The sequence below is a fragment of the Paeniglutamicibacter selenitireducens genome, from assembly GCF_051550675.1.
Lineage (GTDB): Bacteria > Actinomycetota > Actinomycetes > Actinomycetales > Micrococcaceae > Paeniglutamicibacter.
Genome location: NZ_JBPULF010000001.1, coordinates 287198 through 307364 on the forward strand (window position 1 = coordinate 287198; position 20167 = coordinate 307364).

Sequence of the window (20167 nt, forward strand, 5' to 3'; positions counted from 1 at the left end):
ATGTCATGGCTCAAGCAATCGGATGCCGCGGCGAACCATCCCATCACTTTGCGCGTGCTGGAGATGGAGGAAGCCGATGACCGCATTCTGAACGAGGCGTACGGGTGGGTGAACCGCTGTGCCACCCAGGCCGCCGCCCACGACAAGGACTACATTGTCGAGATCGGCACCGCCCGGGCCATGGCCGGATCCTTCGCCCGTTTCACGGCCTTGCGCGAGGCGGCGCTGTTTGCCGGCTACTTCATCGAGGTCATGGTGGAGATCGACGGGGAGGTCCGCAAGGCATTCAAGCTGGTGGAGGAAAAAGACCTCTTCCACATGATCTTGAAATCCGAGAAGGAATGGACCGCCCAGCGCCAGGCCGATAACCGAAACCTGGACAAGACCGGCCCCGTTCGCCTGCGTGACGGAGATGCGTGCCGCTACTGCGGGCGCGTCGTCACCTGGAGCGGGGACAGGAAATCCGTGCGCTGGGGCAGCATCGACCACGTCGTACCCGGCGAGGAAGGCACCATCGAGACCATGGTGGTGTGCTGCGGTAGCTGCAACTCCAGCCGCAAGAACGACCCGGACAGCGTGTGGAAGACCCTTCCCGCGCCGACCGAACCCCTCATCGGGCCGGCCACCGCGAGGTTCCTCACCGAAAAGTGCGGAATCCCCACCGAGCCGACCTATCTACGCACACCGACTACCCCCGTACCTCCTGCGCCTGCCAACGGCACGCAGGTGATTGAGGAACCGACCGCTGTTGAGCCCCACCTTGTGGGCGCTCCGGCGAAGGATGACGCACCGGTAGCAGTATCCGACGCATCCATCGGCTCAATCACCGGCACTCCGGGCAGCACGGTTGAGGGACCAGAAGCAACGGCTATCCCGGCTTCACGATCAACGGAGAAATCAAAACCGGATCACAGGTCGATCAAAGTAGAGCAGTCTGGCAGATCTGGATATGCCGGGTCGGGTCGGGACGGGACGGGCTGGGTAGGTACTGGTGGTGATGGGGCAGGTCATGACGGGAGTCGACCTCCTGTACCCCGTGATCAACCCACGCCCAAACGAAGACGAAGATCCAGACCAAGGAATAGAAAGGGGACCCCGTGAGCACTGGAGGATTTGTGAGTCCTGTTCTGTCGTGGTCAGAGAAAGAGTTCCAGGATCAGGTGGTGGAAGCTGCGAAGGCCTTGGGCTGGCTGGTTTACCACACCCATGATTCGAGGAGGTCCGAACCTGGCTTCCCGGATCTGGTGCTGGTGCATGAGAGGAAGAAGACCGTGCTGTACCGGGAGCTGAAAACCCAGAAGGGAAAGGCCAGCGTGGACCAGGAGAAGTGGCTTCGTGTGCTGTCGGCTGTAGGATCCGATGCCGGCCTGTGGCGGCCCGAGCAGTGGTTGTCCAGGCAGATCCACTCCGAGCTTTCCGGAGGTGCCCGTGTCTGAACCTATCGAGGCCGTGGACTACCCGTCCGATTGCGGGGTGCACGCAGAACAGACCATCTGGGTGCCAGCCGACGCCAGGTCCAACCTGTGCACCGACTGCCGGGAATCGCTGGGGAAGGACCTGCTGGCCATCGAGTCCAGGTGGGATCAGGTGATGGATGCGCTGGCCCGTGGCCGTGGCGGCGGGGACTCGGAGCGGATGGGCAGCACCGAGGTGCATGCGCCGTTGCCGATCAATGCCGCTGCGTCAGATGCCATGCGCCTGGCGCGGGACGCGGTGTGGTCAGGGGTTGACCAGCTGGTGATGGACCGCGGCAATGTCCGGCTTCCGGATGATCAGTCAACGCCGGCCCTCGCCGGGTGGCTGGCCCGCTGGCACCTCGAGTACTTGGCCAGCCATGCCAATGGGTCCTGGACGGTCGAGTGGTACACCGAGATACAAGACGCGGCCGAGGCGATCAGCAGGGCTTCGGCCGACGGCGCCCCGGTCGAGGTGGCCACCACCTACACCTGCAAGGCCCGGGTGCCCACCGCGCTGTCGATCCTTCGCTTGGGGAATCTGGTTCCGGATCCCGAGTGCGGCGGCAGCCTGGTCATGATCGAGCAGCCCGACGGAAGCCGCACGGTCAAGTGCTCGAAGAATGCCGGCCACATGATCGCGGCTGATGCTTGGTTCGAGATGCACCGGGCCAGGAGACCGCAAAAGCGGGGGGCGCGGCCGCCGAAGCTCTAACCCGGGATTCCGGGGCTGAACAGGCGACTTGACATAGTCAGGTAAATTTATTGATGAAGTGGCATTCGTGTCACCAACGGAAGGCTCCGACCAGCGGTCGGGGCCTTCCGTGTTTCCGGGAGGTGATCCGGTGGGCGAGAACGCCGGCCGCAAGGGCGCCAGGTACCGCAAGATGCACGCGGCCCAGAAGGCCAAGAAGCTCCCGTGCTACCTCTGCGGCAACCCCATCAACTACGCGGCCAAGGACCCGAACGCCGACGATGCGTTCAGCCTCGACCACATCAAACCGTGGAAGCACTACCCGGAACTCCGCACTGATCCTGCTAACCATGCCAGTGCCCATCAGCTATGCAACAAACAAAAAGGCGACCGGGCATTGGCACCGGGCCTTGGCAATCGATCAAGAGAATGGTGAGACCCATGTCCAACGTGACAGCAGCACTTGAATGCCCCGGCTGCGAAGAGATCCTCGAAGCAGAGGAACGACCCAACATCAACTGGAAGCTGGGCACGACCCGCATCGTCCTCGTCCCAACGGCCACGGCCATCGCCCACGTGTACGAATGCACCGACCTTCACGATCGGTTCAGTGCGGTGCTCGCAGCGATCGGCATCACCGACCTTGACGAGTGGCAGAAGCGCCTCCTCATCGCCCCGAGCATCAGCGTCGCTGCCACAATCGCTTCCCCGCGACCCGAAGGCATCGACGCACTGATCGCGGCGAACCCATCCGTAGGTGCATCCCTCGACACGGCCGTCTTCGACGAGTTCTCGATCGAAGGCGCTGACCTTGCAGAGGTGGCAGCCATCGCCGAGACAACCCCAGGATCCAACGCAACGGTCACGCGCGACGAGGCCACCGGGCTGCAGGAAGTCAACGACGACAGCACTCCGGCCGCCGAGCCTGAGAAGAAGCCGGCACCGAGGAAGCGAACCACCAAGTAACCCTCCCAGGGGTAGGGGGCATTCAATCTCTGGGCCCCTCCCAGGGGAGGCTCCCCGCGTGCTCGCATCTCCCCCTCCCCGCCCTCCCCCCACCCCCCTATTTTTCCAAGTCAACTAGAGGATGAACCACATGGCACCGTTTGCAATTCGCCAAACCGATAATTCGCTGCCGACGATCGTCGAAGCGAGCACCGGTCAGAGCATCCTGGCGATCGACATCCGGACAGTTGATGGGGTCACCTACCAGACGCCCGTGTTCGCAAGCCCTGAGATCGCAGCAAAAGTACTCAACCTGCTCACCGGCGAGAGCGAACTGAGCGAACCGAGCGATGATCCGTTGTGGCAGCGTGCCCTGCGGCAAGCCATGTTTGAAGACCTCCGCGTGGCCGTCGTTGCCGGCAGCGGCGAGTACCAGGGCGAATTGTTCAGAGCGGTCATCGAGCATCTTCCTGAAGGCGCTGCCTCAAGGATTCGGCGATCCTACGGGGACCAACTCATCGAGTTCCCCGATGGCGGTCGGATCATCTTCGACGTCGGGCGAAGTGGCCTTCGTGGCCACAGCATAGACAAGCTCTACATCTCAAGGTCCATCGTCGGCGATCGAAGGATGAACCTCATCCCCTGCGTCCAATCCAGCCCGGTTGGCGAGATTAGCTACTTCTGATCGACACATGACAGCGGGAGGTGACCATGCCTCGCGCTCGCCGAACGTTCTCCGCCGAGTACAAGCGCCGCGCCGCTCTCAAGGTCATCCACGCCGACCGCACCATTGCCGAGGTCGCCCGCGAGCTTGATGTCCGCGAGCAAGTACTCGGCCGCTGGGTCAAGGCCGAACGCGAACGCCTCGGGCTGCTCGCTCCCATCGTGGAACCGGACTTCGAGGAACCCGCGCCAGCCGCCCCCGCGCCGCCGGCCATGGTTGAACCCGAGGATCCGGTTGCACCGTGGGAAGGCCCCACGCTCCGCTCCGAGATCGAAGCCGCCCTCGACAAGATGACCGACCTCGAGGACTCCGACCAGGGCCTCAAGGCGCTCGCCGTCCGGTACGCGGATCGGATCGACGCCGGGCTGGCTGCAGGCGGCAAGGACGGCATCAAGGTCATGTATCTCGGCCCGCACCTCTTCAACGTCCTCCGGGAGCTTGGTGGGTCTCCTGCTCAGCGAAAGACTGGCACTGCGACACCGGGTAAGGAGAAGCCGAAGAAGTCCAAGCTCCAACTCTTGAGGGAGGAGCGCGGTGAGTCGGCCTAAGGAAAAGCTCTACGGGTCCGAGACGCCGCGGATCTTCACGCCGCCATTGCGGGAGCTGACTCCGGAGACCTCACGCGGTCAAGAGTGCATCGATTTTGCCGAGAACGTTTTGGGCATCACGCTCTTGCCCTGGCAGAAGTGGCTCCTGATCCACGCGCTCGAACTGAACCCGGACGGCACGTTCCGCTTCCGCACCGTGGTCTTGCTGGTGGCTCGCCAGAATGGCAAGTCCACCATCCTGCAGGTGCTCACCTTGTGGCGGATGTACCTGGACGCGGCCCGCTTGGTCATCGGCACGGCCCAGAATCTGGACGTTGCGGAAGAGCAGTGGCGCGGCGCTGTGGAGCTGGCAGAGGGCGTTCCAGAGCTTGCCGAAGAGATCGCCAGGATCGACAAGACCAACGGCAAGAAAGCCCTTGAGCTTGAGTCCGGTGAGCGCTACAAGGTTCAGGCGGCCAACCGCCGTGGCGGACGTGGCCTCTCCGGCGACCTGGTCCTCATGGATGAACTTCGCGAGCATGCCTCATGGGATGCCTGGGCAGCGGTGACCAAGACGATCATGGCAAGGATGTACGCCCAGGTGTGGGCGGCATCCAACGCCGGTGACGCCGCATCCATCGTCCTGAGGTTCCTTCGCAAGCTCGCTCACCTTGCCCTGGGCAACCCGGACGGGCTGGATGAGATCGGGGCTTCGGTCCCGGTCATCGTCGATGACGAGGACACCGAGGACGCTGACTCGCTGGGCATCTTCGAGTGGTCTGCCGAACCTGGTTGCTCCATCTGGGATCGCCAGCAATGGCGACAGGCCAACCCCTCGATGAACTACACCATCAGCGAACGAGCCATCGCTGCAGCTGCACGCACCGACCCCGAGGGAACCTTCCGCACCGAGGTGTTGTGCCAGTGGCTAGACACTGTGGCCGACGGTCCTTTCCCGGGTAACTCGTGGGAGAACGCCAACGACCAAGAGTCCTACCCCATCGGCGGCATCATGTACTGCGTGGATCTCTCCTGGGATCGCACGACAGCACACATCGGCATCGCCGGCCGCCGCCCGGACGGGGCCATGCACGTCGAAGTCGTGGCAAGCATGCCACCGCAGTTCGTTGCCGGCTGGTTCGATGACCCCTGGGTCAACAGCCGCGGGGAACCGATGCCGCGGCGTGCCGACAACGAAGACGTCCTCGGCCTCGTGCTGCAGGCCAACGGCGCCCCCGTGTCCTCACTGCTGGACGATCTGCGGGCCGTCAAGGGCTTGAAGGTCATCGAGTGGGCTGGCATCGAATTGGGGCGCTGGACGGGCAAGTTCTACGACGCCGTGTGTGGCGTCGTGCCCGCAGATGACGAGGATGCCGACGAGGAATGGTCCCTGGGAGAGCCGCTGGTTTTCCACTTGGGCCAGCCTGTTCTGGATACCGCGGCCCGGCTGGCTTCCACGAAGCCGATGGGCGATTCGTGGGTGTGGGACCGCTCGAAGTCGATTGTTGACATCGCCCCGATGGTTGCCGTGACCGGCGCCTATGGGGCGTTCGTGACCATGGAGAAAGCGCCGGCACCTGCCGAGCCTCGTATCCGAATGATTGGAGGCTGAGATGCCACAGAAGAACTCGTGCCCATTGCAGGCCGTCCTGCAAGCCGTTGTTGAGATATGCCAGCGAGAGGAGACGAAAGATGACTACGCCCTCGCGATCTAGGTTCAACCTGCGCTTCCTGCAGCTCCTGTGCGAGATGCTCGGCGTCGTGGCCATCGCCTCTGCTGGATTCATGATCTGGATCCCGCTGGGCCTCCTGGTTATCGGCGCATGGCTTCTCCTGGTGGGCAACGCGAAGGTGGGCACCTGATGGCGCTTCTCCGCGATGCGTTTTCCAAGGCGCCCCAGATCCGATCCGGCCGCCGGTCGATGCCCTCGGTCTCCGGCACGGATACCGCGGCATCGGTCACGGTGACCCCGGAGAAGTCCCTGCAGGTGGCCACCGTGTACGCATCGGTCCGCACGCTCGCCGAGGACGTGGCAGCCTTGCCGGTGAACTTGTTCCAGAAGAACCCGGGTTACCGCACCAAGGCTGATGACCACCGGCTTGCTGACCTCCTCACCGAGGCCCCGAACGTCCAGATCGATTCGGGCGAGTACTGGCGCACGATGATGGGCTGGATGCTGCTGGCCGGCAACGGATGCTCCTACGTGGAGCGCAACCGTGCTGGCCTGCCGATCGCGCTCTGGCCGATCAGCCCGGCCAACGTCGATGTGCAGATCGGTTCCGGCGGCAAGCTGCTCTACAAGCTCAGCCCGGACCAGGATGCCGAGTACGTCCCGGTCAAACAGGGCTACGTGGCCCACCCGGGAGAGATCCTCCACTACCGCGGCTTCGGCCTCGGAGTGAAGGGACTGTCCCCGATCGCCATGGCACGCCAGCACATCGGCACCAGCTTCGCGGCCACGTCCTACATCGGCGGCTTTTTCGCGCGGGACGCATCCCCTGGCGGCTTGGTGTCGGTGGCCGGAGAGCTGAGCGACAAGCAGTTCGACCGCCTGGGCGAACAGTGGAAGTCCTTGCACGAGGGCTTCACCAATTCGCACCGTCTGGCCATCCTCGAAGGCGGCGCCAAGTGGGAGAAGACAACGCTCTCCCCCGCGGATGCCAGCTTCCTCGACGTGTACAAGCTCTCACGGTCGGAGATCGCCGCGATCTTCGGTGTGCCGCCCCACAAGGTCGGCGACCTGGAACGCGCGACTTTCTCCAACATCGAGCAGCAATCGCTCGAGTACGTCACCGGCTCGCTGGTCCCATGGATCACCCGCCTGGAGAAAGTCACCAAGCGGCTCTTTGACCCGGTGAGCGACAAGGGCATGTACATGAAGTTCAACGTCAACGGCCTGCTCCGCGGCGACAGCCAAGCGCGGCACGAGGGCTACACCAAGGGCCGCCAATGGGGTTACTACTCCGTCAACGACGTCCTTCGGATGGAAGACCTCGATCCCATCGGGGCCGCCGGCGACGTCTACCTGACCCCGCTGAACATGTCCAACGGGTCCGAGCCATCCGGCATGGCCGAGGCCCGCGCCATTGCCGAGGTAATCCAGAAGATGTACCTCGGCGTCGGCAAGGTCATCTCCGTCGAAGAGGCCCGAAAGATCCTCGCGGACGGCGGCGTGCCACTGGACCCCAGCGGAATAGCCGGCATCCCGCAAACACTCACCGACCCAAACACCCAGGAAGAAGGTGCATAAATGGAGCGCACATTCGAACGACGCGCCTTCGACCTCTCGGAGATCCAGATCCGGGCAGCCAACGAAGACACCGGCAAGCTGCACTTCACCGGGCGGGCCATCGTCTACGGGTCCACCTCGGTGGACTTCGGTGGCTGGTCAGAGATCGTCAACCCCGGCGCCGCGTCCCGCACGCTCGCCGCGGCCCCGGACGTCCGGTTCCTCATCAACCACGATGCGAACCGCCTGCTCGCCCGCACGACCTCCAGCACGCTCGGTCTCACCGAGGATGCGGACGGGGTCATGGTGGACGCCCAGATGGCAAACGTCTCCTACGCCCGCGACCTCGCCGAGCTCCTGGAGCGCGGCGACCTCACCCAGATGTCCTTCGGATTCTGGGTCGTGCGGGACGAGTGGTCGGCCAACTTGCACATAGTTCATGAGTTCGACCTCGACGGCGGCGACGTCTCGGCGGTCACCTTCCCGGCCTACACCCAAACCAGCGCGGGCCTGCGCTCCAACTCCGAAGTCTCCCCCGAGCTCCGGTCCATCGCCCAGGCCCACCTCGCCCAACCCGACGACGGCTTCGCCCAACGCGCTCGCCGTCGGCAGCAGCTGTTGGACTTCCAGTCCCAGCTCTAGCCCCACCATCTCCCGTTCCCATCCGGGCACGGGTCAACCAGAAGTATTTCCTTGAAAGGGGAACCCAATGGCTACCAGCATTGAACTCCGCCAGGAGCGTGCCCGGATCGTCGAGAGCCTGCGTGCTGTCAACGATGTCGCCGAGGCCGAGAACCGCAACCTCACCGGCGAAGAGCAGAACACCTACAACAACCACGAGCAGGCGTTCCGTTCGGTCAACGAACGCATTGCCCGTGCCGAGGCCCTCGAAGCCGTCGAGGCCGAGCAGGCACGTTCGCTCAACGGTCCGGAGATGCCCGGCGGCCAGCAGCACCAGCGCGGCGCCGGCACCCAGGACTCCGGCGATGATGCCCAGCAGCGACGATCCGCGTTCATGCAGTTCGTACGCAGCGGTAGCGGGAGCCTAGCTCCGGAGCAGCGCGCCCTGGTCCAGAACGCCGCGGGCGAGATCCTCGTTCCGGAGGATCTGGAAACGGAGATCCTCCGGTCCCTGCCGGACCTGACGGTGATTCGCGCCCTGGCTTCCCAGCGCCCGGTGGGAACCAACCGCATCCGCCGTCGTTCCATGGACGAGGTCTCGGTGGGCTGGGGCAAGCTGGAAACGGCGCAGCAGACGCTGACCGACTCCATGCCGGATACCCCGACCGACGAGTGGACCTACATCGAGGACCTGTACGGTCTGGCGAAGATCGGTGAGGACGAGTTCGACGACACCGATGTGAACCTCGAGATGTACCTGACCGATTCCTTCGGCCGCGCGATCGGCGAGGCCGAAGACGCCGCATTCGTCAAGGGACTGGGCCACGCCGGCAAGACGCCGGTGGGCCTGTTCTCCGCGGCCGGCGGCGTGACCGCGAACGTCTCCACCGCATCGACCTACGGCACCACCGGCGCCAACGCCCCCGGCGTCCTGGTCGATGATCTGCAGGGGCTGATCTACGGCGTCAAGGCCCAGTACCGCCGCAACGGAACCTTCCTCATGGCGTCCACCACCGAGCTTGCGGTATCCACCGTCAAGGACGGCAACGGACAGTACCTGTGGCAGCCCTCCGTGCAGGCCGGCCGCCCGAACACCTTCCGCGGCTACGCGATCGCGAACCAGGAAGACGTCGAGGCGATCGCAGCCCAGAAGGCCGTCGCCCTCTTCGGCGACTTCCAGGCCGGCTACCGCGTCTACGACCGCCTGGGCATGACGATCCAGCGTCTCGTGGAGCTGTACTCCACCGAGGGCATGATCGGATTCAAGGTCCGTGCCCGCGTCGGCGGCGACGTCGTTCGCCCGGATGCGTTCAAGATCCTCAAGACCGCAGCCTAAGTTGCGGTCATGAGCACCGACCGGGCGGCGGGGAACCCCAAGCCCCGCCGCCCTTCAACCGCGGTTCGCCGCGCCCCGAACCGAGCACTCAGTAGACAGGAGGCCACCGATGACCGAAACACCAGTGACCCTGCCGACGATGGATCTGGACTCAATCACCCCACAGACCCTGAGGGACTTCACCCAGGGCAAGATCAAGGAGACTGATCCACGCTCTGAGCTGCTCATCGCCGGTGCCGTCGCCTCCGTGCGACGGCACTGCGGTTGGCACGTCTCCCCCGCCCGTGAAGAGAGCTTCATACTTGACGGGCGCGGGGGGCGTATCCAGCGCCTCCCAACGCTCCACATCGCCAACGTCCTCAAGGTCACCGACGGCGGCCAAGAGCTCACCTACCGCACCGACTACCGCTGGTCGGAGATGGGCCTGCTGGAACGCATGCACGGCTCCTGGTCGCCGCACTTCCGCGACGTCGAAGTCACCGCCGTACACGGCATTGACGACGTGCCCGACATCGTCACCATGATCCTCTCCGTCATCGCCCGCACCATGGCATCCCCCATGGGCGCCACACGCGAGCAGGCCGGGGCAATGTCAGTCACCTGGGCGAACACCTCCCCCGGCGTCGCCGGCGGCATGGTCCTCCTCAAATCCGAGCTGGCCATGCTCTCCAGCTTCCGACTCTAAGGAGAAACCATGTTCCCGCTTGCACACGGCGAAACCGTCACCCGCCTGCGCCGCACCCTCGTCGAAGATCCGGTCTCCGGCCAGCCCGTCGCCGGCAGCTGGAAGAACCCCAACCGGCTCCTCCTCGAAGGCGTCGCCATCCAGCCCTCCTCCAGCGTCGAAACCGTCACCACGACCCAGACACAGGTAACCACCCAGATGAGCCTCTACTGCGAAACCGGCGCCGATGTACTCCCCGCCGACCGAATCGAAGCACGCTCCGGCCTCTGGGAAGTCACCGGCGAAATCCAGGACCACCGCAACGGATTCACCGGATGGTCCCCAGGCAGCGAATTCGGCCTCAGGAAAGTCGCAACCGCCTGATGGAATTCAACGACACATTCTTCGACCGCCTCGGCAAATCCGCCGAAGTCACCAACCTCTGCGTAGACGTAGCGGAGAAGATCGCGGCCGAAGCCCGGGCAACAGCCCCAGCCGACACCGAAGACTACCGCGACAGCATCAAAGTCATCACCAAGACCGTAGAGCACCGAAACGTCGCCCTCGTCGTAGCGACCGACTGGAAGGCCATCATCATCGAATCCAAGACCGGCAACCTCGTCCGCGCCCTCAACAAGGTCAAGAAAAATGGCTAAGGTCCTCCCACCCAAACCCCTCCGATACCTCTGCCACCACATCCGCACCGAACTCACCGCGCTCGCCGATGACAGGTTCCCACGGGTGTTTGTGGGTGGGCGCGAGCCGCCGGCAGCGGCGGGGCATTGGGATACGGCCGTGGTTCTCCGGGTCGATGGCAGCGTGCGGACCAGCGCGGTGACCCGTGAGGTCACGGTGGGGGTTCGGGTTCGGGCCGGGGATGACCTGGACGACCCGGGCCCCGCCGAGGATCTGGCGGGGCTGGTGCTGGCGTTCCTGGAGAACGTGGCAGGCACCCAGCCGGGGAACCCGGTGGCGGCGCTTGTCTCCTCGAGCGGTCCGTTCAATGCCACCGAGCCCGGCACCCAGCCGGTGCAGTACTTCACGATCTCGTTTTCCATGGTCGGGGAAGTACTCAACAACTAAATAGCCCGATCACTAGTTCATTCAGCCATCCGCACTTGTGGGTGGCTTCACTGTTTAAGGAGTAACACCATGGCAGCAGACGCAGCCGGAAATGATATCCAGGCAGTCGGTATTCCGATCACCGGAAACATCGGCTTCGCACCGGTCGGCACCGCCGGCCCCACCCCGGCCGAGGGAGCGTCCCGTTCCTTCACCTTGGACCCGGCCTTCCGCAAGCCCGGTCTGCAGACCGAGGACGGCGGCTTCGAGTGGACCCTCGAGGCAGACGGCGATCCCATCACCTTCTGGCAGGACGGGTATTCCCTCTCCACCGGCCTGGCCACCGCGGAGCTGGTGCTGAAGCTGGCCCAGACCGACGAGATCGTCCGGTCCATCATCCGCGGCAAGACCGCCGACGCCAACGGCTACATGACCATCGACGCCGGCGGCACCGACACCCAGTACTCGGTCTTCACCGAGGAGATCTTCAAGAACCGCGTCATCCGTCGGCGCTGGGCCCCGGTCGTCGGAATCAAGTCCGTCAAGGAAGACAAGAACGAACGCGGCAACGTCCTCGGCTACGAGGTCACCGTAAAGATCGAGCGCTCCCCGCTGGTGAACAACGAGCACTTCGGCGAGTGGCTGATCCCGGGCGACACCGTGGAGCCGGTCATTGTCGCGGCGACGCCGTCCGGCGCCGCGGCATCCGACACCGTCACGATCACGGGCACCGGCTTCACCGGAGCAACCGGCGTGAAGTTCGGAGCGTCGAATGCGACCAGCTTCCAGGTCGTCTCGGCTTCCTCGATCACTGCGGTGGTGCCTGCCGGTTCGGCCGGCTCGGCGCAGATCACGGTGTCGACCCCGAACGGCAACGCCACGTTCGCCTACACGCGCGGCTAACAGCCCCGCCCCGATTCACCGAAGGCCAGCATCCCGTGATGGGTGGGTGCTGGCCTTCGGCATAACCCATCACCTCCCATCGAACACTGCGAAGGAGCGCCACCATGGACGCCAAGGAAACCACGAACGTTGACGTTGAAACCACCGCCGAGCCTGTTGCGGAGAAGCCATTGCCCGCGGCAAAGGGCAAGAACAAGCCCAAGGCAGAGCCGGGCCCGAAGCCTGCAGTACTGGTCGTTGAAAACACCCTGAAGTGCCAGACCTCCGAGGGAGAGATCAGCCTCGACTTGCGGATCCCGCTGGGCGCGATTCGCAAGCTCATGAAGATCGAAGACCAGGACGACGACGTGATCATGGACTTCCTGCTTGACGAGGTGATCCCTGCCGACGTGGTCAGGCAGCTCGAAAACATGAAGGACGGCGCCGAGGCCATCGGCCTTGTCATGACCTACTCCGAGGCTCTGGGCGAGCGTCTGGGCGCGAGCCTGGGGAAATAGCAGCGCTCCTCCGACTGATCGAGGAGCACCGCCCCGCGCTGACCTACGACTTCCGCAAGTCATTCCAGATCAGCCTGCTCGAAGTCGGCAAGTCGGTGAGCTACGGAGAAGCCGTCCATCTGGTCGAGCAGCTGCAGCTGGACCACGGCTCGCATCTGACCATGTCCATCAACAACTGGACCTACCCGGCCAGCCGGATGGACCTCTACCAGATGGCCACGTTCGCGAAGCTCGTGAACATCCACAAGAACGAGGACGATCCGATCTTCACCTTGGAATGGCCGTGGCCAAGCGAGAACGCCGTACCCGAAGTTACGGCCGAAGAACGGGCCGATGCACGCGCCGATCTGGCAAGAAATAGCGCCTTCGGGTGAAAGGGGTGAGGATTCGTGGCAAGTGAAGTTGGCAACGGACAGGTTTCGATCTTCCCGGTTTTCAAGGGATTCCGATCCAAAACCAATGCCGAGGTTGACGGCGCTGGCCGAGAGGCATCATCCCGCTTTGGGAAGTCGTTCGCCAAGGGCGCCCAGGCGGCCGGAGGATCCGGAGGCAAATCGTTCTCTAGTGCCTTCGGCCGCGCCGCCGGCAACGTGGGCGCGGATGCGTCCAAGAAGCTCTCGGCCAATGTGGCGTCGGCTTCAAAGGCGCTGTCCCGGGCACGGCTGGCCGAGCAGGATTCAGCGGGCAAGGTCAAGGTCGCGGAAGCTGCCCTGGCCGAAGCCAGGTCCAAGGGCGCCGACGGTTCCGCCCGCGTGGTGGCCGCCGAGGAACGGCTGGCCTCCACCCAGCGCAAGCTGGCGGAGGCGCAGTCCAAGACGGCAACTTCGTCAAGCCAGCTGACCGACGCCCAGGGTGCCCTGGCCGATGCAACGCAGGACGCAGGCAGCTCTTCGGAGCAGGCCTCCGGCCGCTTCGTACGTGGCTGGGCCGGGCTGAAGGCCAAGCTCGCTGGCTCCATGCGCTCAAGCGTGGACGGGGCCAGCGAGCAGGCGGCAGCCCGTGCAGACGCCGGCGGACGCGAATCCGGGTCCCGGTTCGGCACCGCGTTCAAGGGCGCTCTGGGCGCCCTCGCTGCAGTCTTTGCTGTCGACAAGATCAAGGACTTCTTCGGGTCAGCGATCTCGGGGGCCGGTCAGCTTGAACAGTCGGTGGGTGCCATCGAGTCCGTGTTCAAGGGTTCGGCCGGCCAGATGGCCAAGTGGTCGAAGACCGCACAGAACGATGTGGGCCTGACCAAGAACGAGTTCAACGAGCTCGGAACCTTGATCGGTTCCCAGCTGAAAAATGGCGGCACCGCCATGGACCAGCTGGCACCCCAGACCAACAAGCTGATCGGCCTCGGAGCTGACCTGTCCTCGATGTTTGGTGGCTCCAGCCGCGAGGCAGTCGAGGCCTTGTCCGCGGCCCTCAAGGGCGAACGTGACCCGATCGAGCGGTACGGCGTCAGCCTCAACGACGCGAAGATCAAGGCCGAAGCCGCTGCCCTCGGCTTCAAGGCCGTCGGCGGCAACCTCTCCGATGAGGCCAAGCAGGCCGCGACCCTGTCGCTGATCATGAAGCAGACCGCCGACGCCCACGGCAACTTCGCCAAGGAAGCAAACACTTTCGAGGGCCAGAAGCAGCGCATGGCCGCGGGCTGGGTCAACATCAAGTCGGCGATCGGTGACAAGTTCCTGCCGGTCCTGACCCTGGCAGCGACCGCGATCAACACGCACGTGCTGCCAGCGGTTGCCAAGCTTGTGGACGGCATCGACTTCTCGGCCATGGGCTCCAAGCTGGCACCCTTCACCGCGCTAGTAGGTGAGGTCTCCGGCGGGGTCCGCGCCATGGTCGCGGCCTTCCAAGCCGGCGGCACCGATGTCACGTCCTCCGGGCTAGCAGGGGCCTTTGAGCGCGTCGGGCTGGTCGCCCGGGCCGCCTTCGATTTCCTGGGCCCAATGGTCGCGGACATTGCCGCCACGTTCGCGCCACTGGTTCCGCAGATCCTGAGTCTGGTTACAAACTTCTCGCCGCTCTCGATCATCTTCCAGGCCATCGCCCCCCTGCTTCCGCAGATTGGTGCCATGGTCTCGATGCTGGCCAACATGGTCGGCGGCCTGTTGGCGCAGCTCATGCCACTGGCGCAAACCTTGCTGGCCCAGATCGTGCCGGTCTTCACCACGCTGGTGCAGGCAATCCTGCCCGTGGTGATCACCTTGGTCACGACACTGGTCTCCGCGTTCGCCCCGCTGATCATGACCCTGGTGTCCTCGCTGGCGCCGATCCTGATCCAGCTGGCCTCCACGATCCTGCCGATCGTAGTCTCGGCGTTCACGGCGATCCTCGGCGCGGTCATGCCGGTGGTCAACGTGCTGCTGGCCGTGCTGATGCCGGTCATCCAGGCGCTGCTCCCAGTCATCACCACGGTGTTCGGCGCGGTGGCAACGATCATCACGGGCGTCATGCAGGTGATCCAGGGTGTCATTCAGGTGGTCACCGGGGTCATCTCGGGCAATTGGTCTCTGGTGTGGGACGGGATCAAGAACATCTTCCAGGGCATCTGGACGGCCATCGGTGGCATCTTGACAGGAGCTTGGGCTCTCATCCAGGGTGTCATCACCGCGGGACTGGCCGTGGTGACTGGCCTGTGGAACGGTGCCTGGACGGCGATCAAGACCGTCTTCGGCGGTGTCTGGAATGGCATCAAGGCGCTGCTCTCCGGTGCCATCGCGGCGGTGGTTTCCACCGTCACCGGCGGAGTCAACAACGTCAAGGCCGGATGGACGGCCGCATGGAACGCGGTCAAGACGACGCTGTCTGGTGCTTGGTCTGCGATCACGTCGTCTGTCTCGAACGGTATCGGCGATGTGGTTGGGTTCTTCACTGGCCTGCCGGGCAAGATCACCGGCAGCCTGTCTGATATCGCCGGGAAGCTGGCCACGATCGGCACCCAGATGATTCAGGGGCTGATCGGCGGCATCAAGGACATGGCACAGAGCGCCATCAATGCCGTCGGTGACGTGGTCGGCGGGGCGATCAACGGGGCCAAAGCGCTCCTGGGGATCGCTTCCCCGTCGAAGGTCTTCAAGCAGTTCGGTCGGTGGGTCTCCGAGGGTCTGGGGATCGGTGTCACCGAGTCGGCGTCCAAGGCTGTGGACGCGGTCAAGAAGCTGTCGGAGAAGGTCGCCAAGGCCGGTTCCGACGGCATCAAGGCCGAGGCCAAACGGCTGCAGGAGGAGCGCCGCAAAGCCAACAAGAGGATCGCCGACTACAACAAATCACTGGGGAAGAAGAAGCAGGATTCCCTCGGTTCGATCACGGCGGCCGAGGCGACCAAGCTTGCCAAGAACAAGCTCGGTGCCTCGGCGTCGAAGAAGGCGATCGCCGCGGAGGCGAAGGCCATTCGTGAGGCCCGCGTCCAGGCGAACAAGAAGATCGCTGCGGACAACAAAAAGCTGGGTGGGAAGAAGAAGGATTCCCTCGGGTCCCTGTCGGCGGCAGACGCTGAGAAGCAGGCCAAGAAGAATCTGAAGGCGCAGCGGGCCGGGGCGAAGAAGGCCCAGGCGCTCATCAACGCCCAGGCGAAGACAACGAAGGCGATTTGGGCGAAGGGCGCCGGGGCTGGCACCGATCGGCTGCTGGCGGCCCTCAGCGGAAAGGGGAAGTTCAAGAGGGGCACGTCCAAGGATCTGCTTTCGGCGACGATCACCGATATCGCCAAGGCTCGCGAGGTCATCGCAGGGCGCTTGGAGAAGGCCAACGGCAAGCTGAAGTCCATGTTGGAGATGCAGTCGCAGGTCCAGTCCTCCCTGATGGGGGAACTGGACTTGAAGGCCGGTCTTGGGCAGGACACTCAGAACGCGTTCGGCGACACGATCAAGGGCAAGACCACCTTTGCTTCCGTGGCCGGGCAGGTGAAGACTCTGGCGGCCAAGACCAAGGTGTTCGCCGGAAAGCTGAAGGATCTGATCAAGGCCGGCCTGCCAACCGGGCTTGTCCAGGAAGTGGCAGGGTACGGCACCGAGGCCGGCACCCAGGTTGCCAATGCCCTGCTGAGCGGATCCAAGCAGCAGATGAAGGACCTCAGCGCAGACTACTCCTCACTGACCAAGTGGTCCGGCGAGGCCGGTAAGCATGTCGCTGAGGACTTCTACGGGATCGGCTTCGACGCCCAGCGCGGGCTGATCAACGGTCTGAAGGCCGACGACAGCAAGCTCAAGGCGGCTGCCAAGCATCTGACTGACCTGCTCACCAAGGAGGTCAAGAAGAACTTGGACACCCATTCCCCCTCGAGGGTGATGGACCGCGAGGTCGGCCGGATGATCCCGGCCGGCATCAGCCAAGGCGTCAAGAAGGCAGCTCCTGCCATGAACAGGGACATCGGCAAGCTCGTAGATATTCCAGATGTCACCAAGGGCAGCAAGGTACTCGGCATGACGGTCAAGAGCGCTGCCCGCGCTGCAGGCGGCATCTACATCGAGAAGATCGAGATCAGCGGCGTCGCACCCGGAACTGAAAAGAACGTGGTCGATCAGCTGGTCGCCGAGCTGAAGCGGCTAGACCGCGGCGGAGTAATGGCAGGAGGCAAACCGCGATGATCCTCACCGACGGGGACATAGAAATCGGAGGCATCGTGACGGGCCGGCACCGGCCCGTCATGGTCTCCAACCTGGACACCGGAACGGACGCTTGGCAAACCCAAGACTCCCCCAACCCGGTGGGCGACGGAATCAACTTCGGCAGGGACTACCGCTCCGGCAGACTCTGGAAACTTGATTTCGCGGTGGGGTCGAAAGACACCGCCACCGCGCTCGCCGTGCGGGGGGATCTGCATCGTGCATGGATGAAGGATGATCGGATCCCGGGCGCGATGCAGACGCTTCGGTATTCGATTGGCGGGCGCACGCGGTTGGTCTATGGCCGGCCGCGTGACTTCACCCCGGAGACCACCCGGTCGCTGGCCGCCGGCGTGGCGCTGGCATCCGGGGAATTTCAGACGGCCGACCCGTGGCACTACGACGACGAGCTACGTTCGCTCCAGTTGAACATCGTCACGGCGTCCAGAGGCGGTGTCGTATTGCCGACGACGTGGCCCTTGATGACGGAATCCGGTGGGGAACGCCAGGGCGTCATCAGCGACGTCGGGGGCGATGCTCCGGCCCCATTCATCGTGACGTTCAACGGGCCGATCACCGACCCCTACGTCAGGGTTTCCGGTCGGGAAGTCAAACTCCTGACCACCTTGGCATACGACCAGGCGGCGACCGTGGATACCCGCCTCATGACGGCAAGACGCAATGACGGGGCGAACTTGGCTGGGGCGCTTTCACGCAAGACCCGGCTAGCAGAGGCACGTATCAGCCCGGGCCCCGCCGAGGTTGTCTTCGGCGGCGCCGATTCTTCCGGGACCGCCACGGCAACCGTGCAGTGGCGGCCCACCTACTACGGATTCTAGGAGCAAACGATGGCACTACAGCCATGGGCCATTGATGGGGCCAAGCTTTCTGCAGCGCAGGCGCGAGCCCAGGCATTCAAGGAAACCGGCGGTGCCCGCGGCATCACGCTGCCGGGTGACCTGAAGGTGACGGCGTTGCCCACTCCCGGTGCCGCCGTCAGGGTGGCCCCGGGCGGGGCCACCCTGCCGAACGACTACCCCGGCGGGGCCGGCCAATCGTACGGGACGCTCATGGTCTCGGCCGAGGATGTGAACGTCCCGGCCACGGGATCCAGCGGCGGCGCCACCAGCTACCTGATCCAGAGGATCATCGACCCGGAATACGGTGGGAATCTCGGCAACGAAGACCCGTTGACGTTCCGCTACGACCCGTTCGTGCTGGTGCCTTCGATCACGAACCTGAACTACCCGTTCGTGCCGCTGGCCAAGATCGTCCAGCCAGCGAACACGGCCACCATCACCCAGGCCATGATCACCGACATCCGCGAGGTCGCCAAGCCACGCAGGCGAACCGAGATGCGTGTCCTGCAGCTCACGGGGGTGCAAGGCGCCATCCTCGGCAACACGGGTGCCTTCCCCGATGGCGGGCAAACGTGGCCCGTGGAGACCGAAGCCGCATGGGGTGAGATCTATATCCCGTCGTGGGCTACCTACTGCAAGATCATCATGACGTGGGCTGGTGTCGGAACCCCGCAGGGCAGCGCAGTCGGATTCCTCTGGGTGCAGGTCGGGCCGACGGCCAACCCCGCGAACTTCAAGACGCAGGCGATCAAGTACGACACGCAGAACGCTGGCGGATGGACCCGCCAGTTGTACCGGGTACCGGACCAGAAGTACATTCCCGCGGCGCTGCGTGGCACGAGCCAGAAGTTCTACCCCCGCGGGAATTTCATCTCTGGACCAACCAGCGCACGACTCTCCATCGACGCAGGATCAGGCATCGACCTGTATGTGGAATTCATGGAACAAGCAGACTAGGAGACCCCATGGCCGGGTGGCGCTACATCGCCCGTCGTCTCAATGGCGACGGCACCGAAACCGGGCTCGACGGGGAAGTTCCCCTCTCCGGCGTGGAACTGACCGAAGACCTCTCCGGCCCCGGCGGAATCACCGGGAGCATATCCCCGGAGATCGCCCGTCTCAAGTCCCGAGACGCTCCACTCCTCGTGCCGTGGTCCACCGCGATCTACGCGGAGTGCGACGGCCAGATCCGGGCCGGCGCGATCCTGGTGGATCTGGATGACTCCACGCCGGAGCTGAAGCTGGATTGTGTAGGTTTCACCGGTTACGCCGCCGGCATCCCCTACACCTCCGAAAAGGTCTTCATAAAACAAGACCCGCTCGACATCGCCCGCCACATCTGGGAACACATCCAGGACCACAAAAACGGCAACCTCGGGATCAAACCAGACACCACGAGCTCGCGGGTTCGCATCGGGGATGACCCGAACGACCCGGACGCGAAAGACCCGTACCGGTTGATCTGGTTCCAGGACCACGACCTCGGCGCGGAGTTCGACAAGCTGGCAGCGGACACCCCCTTCGAGTACCGCATGCAGCACGTGTGGGCCGGTGAGGATATCGCGCATCGGCTGGTGTTGGGGTATCCGCGTCTCGGCCGCCGGCGCACGGACTTGCGGTTCGTGGTTGGTGAGAACATCGGGCTCGCCCCGCCCATCGACTATGACGGGTCTGAGTATGCGGACGAGGCCATTGTGTTGGGGGCTGGTGAGGGGCGGGAGATGATCCGCGGAACTCTGTCCAGGAACTCCGGTCGTCTCCGTCGCCCCGTGGTGGTCATGGACAAGAACATCCGTGCGGTGAAGGACGCCGTGGCTCGGGCCGGCCGTGAGGTGGCATGGCGCCTCGGTAGTGAAGACATTACCCAGATCGATGTTCGCGATCATGACCATGCGAAGTACGGGACCTACCAGGTCGGGGACGAGATCCTGATCGAGACGGCTCCAGGGTGGTCCGAGCCGCTGGCGCTGTGGTGCAGGGTCCTGTCCATCGGGTTCAAGCCAGAGTCCAATGTTGCCACCATCTCCGTGGCTCGAGCAGACAAGGTGGTGTGAC

At 64.2% G+C, this 20167-nt stretch carries 23 protein-coding genes; all 23 read left to right on the plus strand.

The genetic code is table 11. The features are described 5' to 3' along the window. The 23 genes from ACSYDW_RS01265 to ACSYDW_RS01375 all read left to right on the plus strand — a co-directional run bounded on the left by ACSYDW_RS01265 (position 1) and on the right by ACSYDW_RS01375 (position 20166). Entirely contained in the window at positions 1–1101 is a 1101-nt protein-coding gene (locus tag ACSYDW_RS01265) for an HNH endonuclease (protein ID WP_438336886.1), read from the plus strand. Then, positions 1098–1436 (plus strand): VRR-NUC domain-containing protein, encoded by a 339-nt coding sequence (locus tag ACSYDW_RS01270; RefSeq protein WP_438336887.1) that lies wholly within the window; start codon positions 1098–1100, stop codon positions 1434–1436. Before ACSYDW_RS01265 ends, ACSYDW_RS01270 begins: the two co-directional genes overlap by 4 nt. Beyond that, complete coding sequence (locus ACSYDW_RS01275; protein WP_438336888.1) at positions 1429–2169, plus strand: hypothetical protein; 741 nt, start codon at positions 1429–1431, stop codon at positions 2167–2169. Before ACSYDW_RS01270 ends, ACSYDW_RS01275 begins: the two co-directional genes overlap by 8 nt. 130 nt (positions 2170–2299) lie before the next feature. Next, entirely contained in the window at positions 2300–2584 is a 285-nt protein-coding gene (locus tag ACSYDW_RS01280; protein ID WP_438336889.1) for an HNH endonuclease, read from the plus strand. Positions 2585–2589: 5 nt separating this feature from the next. Next, the gene (locus tag ACSYDW_RS01285) at positions 2590–3114 is read left to right on the plus strand and encodes a hypothetical protein (RefSeq protein WP_438336890.1); all 525 of its coding nucleotides are present in this window, start codon (positions 2590–2592) and stop codon (positions 3112–3114) included. Between the two features lie 130 nt (positions 3115–3244). Further along, complete coding sequence (locus ACSYDW_RS01290) at positions 3245–3778, plus strand: hypothetical protein (RefSeq protein ID WP_438336891.1); 534 nt, start codon at positions 3245–3247, stop codon at positions 3776–3778. Between the two features lie 26 nt (positions 3779–3804). Continuing rightward, a complete protein-coding gene (locus tag ACSYDW_RS01295) occupies positions 3805–4365 on the plus strand; it encodes a terminase small subunit (RefSeq protein ID WP_438336892.1) in 561 nt (186 codons plus the stop codon). Continuing rightward, the gene (locus ACSYDW_RS01300; protein ID WP_438336893.1) at positions 4352–5956 is read left to right on the plus strand and encodes a terminase large subunit domain-containing protein; all 1605 of its coding nucleotides are present in this window, start codon (positions 4352–4354) and stop codon (positions 5954–5956) included. Before ACSYDW_RS01295 ends, ACSYDW_RS01300 begins: the two co-directional genes overlap by 14 nt. A gap of 80 nt (positions 5957–6036) precedes the next feature. Further along, positions 6037–6207, plus strand: a complete 171-nt coding sequence (locus ACSYDW_RS01305; protein WP_438336894.1) for a hypothetical protein — start codon at positions 6037–6039, stop codon at positions 6205–6207. After that, entirely contained in the window at positions 6207–7595 is a 1389-nt protein-coding gene (locus ACSYDW_RS01310; RefSeq protein WP_438336895.1) for a phage portal protein, read from the plus strand. Before ACSYDW_RS01305 ends, ACSYDW_RS01310 begins: the two co-directional genes overlap by 1 nt. Then, positions 7596–8216 (plus strand): HK97 family phage prohead protease, encoded by a 621-nt coding sequence (locus ACSYDW_RS01315; protein WP_438336896.1) that lies wholly within the window; start codon positions 7596–7598, stop codon positions 8214–8216. Positions 8217–8283: 67 nt separating this feature from the next. After that, positions 8284–9531: a phage major capsid protein gene (locus tag ACSYDW_RS01320; protein WP_438336897.1), complete on the plus strand. Its 1248-nt coding sequence runs from the start codon at positions 8284–8286 to the stop codon at positions 9529–9531. 109 nt (positions 9532–9640) lie between these two features. Further along, positions 9641–10216: a hypothetical protein gene (locus ACSYDW_RS01325; RefSeq protein ID WP_438336898.1), complete on the plus strand. Its 576-nt coding sequence runs from the start codon at positions 9641–9643 to the stop codon at positions 10214–10216. Between the two features lie 9 nt (positions 10217–10225). Further along, complete coding sequence (locus ACSYDW_RS01330; RefSeq protein WP_438336899.1) at positions 10226–10579, plus strand: hypothetical protein; 354 nt, start codon at positions 10226–10228, stop codon at positions 10577–10579. Continuing rightward, positions 10579–10851 (plus strand): HK97 gp10 family phage protein, encoded by a 273-nt coding sequence (locus tag ACSYDW_RS01335; RefSeq protein WP_438336900.1) that lies wholly within the window; start codon positions 10579–10581, stop codon positions 10849–10851. The genes ACSYDW_RS01330 and ACSYDW_RS01335 overlap by 1 nt, the downstream gene beginning before the upstream one ends. After that, complete coding sequence (locus ACSYDW_RS01340) at positions 10844–11278, plus strand: hypothetical protein (protein WP_438336901.1); 435 nt, start codon at positions 10844–10846, stop codon at positions 11276–11278. The genes ACSYDW_RS01335 and ACSYDW_RS01340 overlap by 8 nt, the downstream gene beginning before the upstream one ends. Before the next feature lie 69 nt (positions 11279–11347). Then, positions 11348–12160: a phage tail tube protein gene (locus ACSYDW_RS01345; RefSeq protein ID WP_438336902.1), complete on the plus strand. Its 813-nt coding sequence runs from the start codon at positions 11348–11350 to the stop codon at positions 12158–12160. 104 nt (positions 12161–12264) lie between these two features. Continuing rightward, the gene (locus ACSYDW_RS01350; RefSeq protein ID WP_438336903.1) at positions 12265–12657 is read left to right on the plus strand and encodes a hypothetical protein; all 393 of its coding nucleotides are present in this window, start codon (positions 12265–12267) and stop codon (positions 12655–12657) included. A 95-nt stretch (positions 12658–12752) separates the two neighbouring features. Further along, positions 12753–13031, plus strand: coding sequence for a hypothetical protein (locus ACSYDW_RS01355; protein WP_438336904.1), 279 nt, complete (start codon positions 12753–12755; stop codon positions 13029–13031). 15 nt (positions 13032–13046) lie between these two features. Continuing rightward, the gene (locus tag ACSYDW_RS01360; RefSeq protein ID WP_438336905.1) at positions 13047–17234 is read left to right on the plus strand and encodes a phage tail protein; all 4188 of its coding nucleotides are present in this window, start codon (positions 13047–13049) and stop codon (positions 17232–17234) included. Positions 17235–17293: 59 nt separating this feature from the next. After that, on the plus strand, positions 17294–18091 hold the full coding sequence (locus ACSYDW_RS01365; RefSeq protein ID WP_438336906.1) for a hypothetical protein: 798 nt from the start codon (positions 17294–17296) through the stop codon (positions 18089–18091). 9 nt (positions 18092–18100) lie between these two features. Further along, positions 18101–19069: a hypothetical protein gene (locus ACSYDW_RS01370; protein ID WP_438336907.1), complete on the plus strand. Its 969-nt coding sequence runs from the start codon at positions 18101–18103 to the stop codon at positions 19067–19069. A gap of 8 nt (positions 19070–19077) precedes the next feature. Further along, on the plus strand, positions 19078–20166 hold the full coding sequence (locus ACSYDW_RS01375; RefSeq protein WP_438336908.1) for a hypothetical protein: 1089 nt from the start codon (positions 19078–19080) through the stop codon (positions 20164–20166). Position 20167: the final 1 nt, after the last annotated feature.

Coding starts and splice junctions, on each gene's coding strand:
- ACSYDW_RS01285 (WP_438336890.1), top strand. CDS start 2,590: ATGTCCAACGTGACAGCAGCACTTGAATGCCCCGGCTGCGAAGAGATC.
- ACSYDW_RS01305 (WP_438336894.1), top strand. CDS start 6,037: ATGACTACGCCCTCGCGATCTAGGTTCAACCTGCGCTTCCTGCAGCTC.
- ACSYDW_RS01345 (WP_438336902.1), top strand. CDS start 11,348: ATGGCAGCAGACGCAGCCGGAAATGATATCCAGGCAGTCGGTATTCCG.
- ACSYDW_RS01335 (WP_438336900.1), top strand. CDS start 10,579: ATGGAATTCAACGACACATTCTTCGACCGCCTCGGCAAATCCGCCGAA.
- ACSYDW_RS01350 (WP_438336903.1), top strand. CDS start 12,265: ATGGACGCCAAGGAAACCACGAACGTTGACGTTGAAACCACCGCCGAG.
- ACSYDW_RS01265 (WP_438336886.1), top strand. CDS start 1: ATGTCATGGCTCAAGCAATCGGATGCCGCGGCGAACCATCCCATCACT.
- ACSYDW_RS01340 (WP_438336901.1), top strand. CDS start 10,844: ATGGCTAAGGTCCTCCCACCCAAACCCCTCCGATACCTCTGCCACCAC.
- ACSYDW_RS01295 (WP_438336892.1), top strand. CDS start 3,805: ATGCCTCGCGCTCGCCGAACGTTCTCCGCCGAGTACAAGCGCCGCGCC.
- ACSYDW_RS01320 (WP_438336897.1), top strand. CDS start 8,284: ATGGCTACCAGCATTGAACTCCGCCAGGAGCGTGCCCGGATCGTCGAG.
- ACSYDW_RS01365 (WP_438336906.1), top strand. CDS start 17,294: ATGGTCTCCAACCTGGACACCGGAACGGACGCTTGGCAAACCCAAGAC.
- ACSYDW_RS01370 (WP_438336907.1), top strand. CDS start 18,101: ATGGCACTACAGCCATGGGCCATTGATGGGGCCAAGCTTTCTGCAGCG.
- ACSYDW_RS01310 (WP_438336895.1), top strand. CDS start 6,207: ATGGCGCTTCTCCGCGATGCGTTTTCCAAGGCGCCCCAGATCCGATCC.
- ACSYDW_RS01330 (WP_438336899.1), top strand. CDS start 10,226: ATGTTCCCGCTTGCACACGGCGAAACCGTCACCCGCCTGCGCCGCACC.
- ACSYDW_RS01325 (WP_438336898.1), top strand. CDS start 9,641: ATGACCGAAACACCAGTGACCCTGCCGACGATGGATCTGGACTCAATC.
- ACSYDW_RS01375 (WP_438336908.1), top strand. CDS start 19,078: ATGGCCGGGTGGCGCTACATCGCCCGTCGTCTCAATGGCGACGGCACC.
- ACSYDW_RS01290 (WP_438336891.1), top strand. CDS start 3,245: ATGGCACCGTTTGCAATTCGCCAAACCGATAATTCGCTGCCGACGATC.
- ACSYDW_RS01315 (WP_438336896.1), top strand. CDS start 7,596: ATGGAGCGCACATTCGAACGACGCGCCTTCGACCTCTCGGAGATCCAG.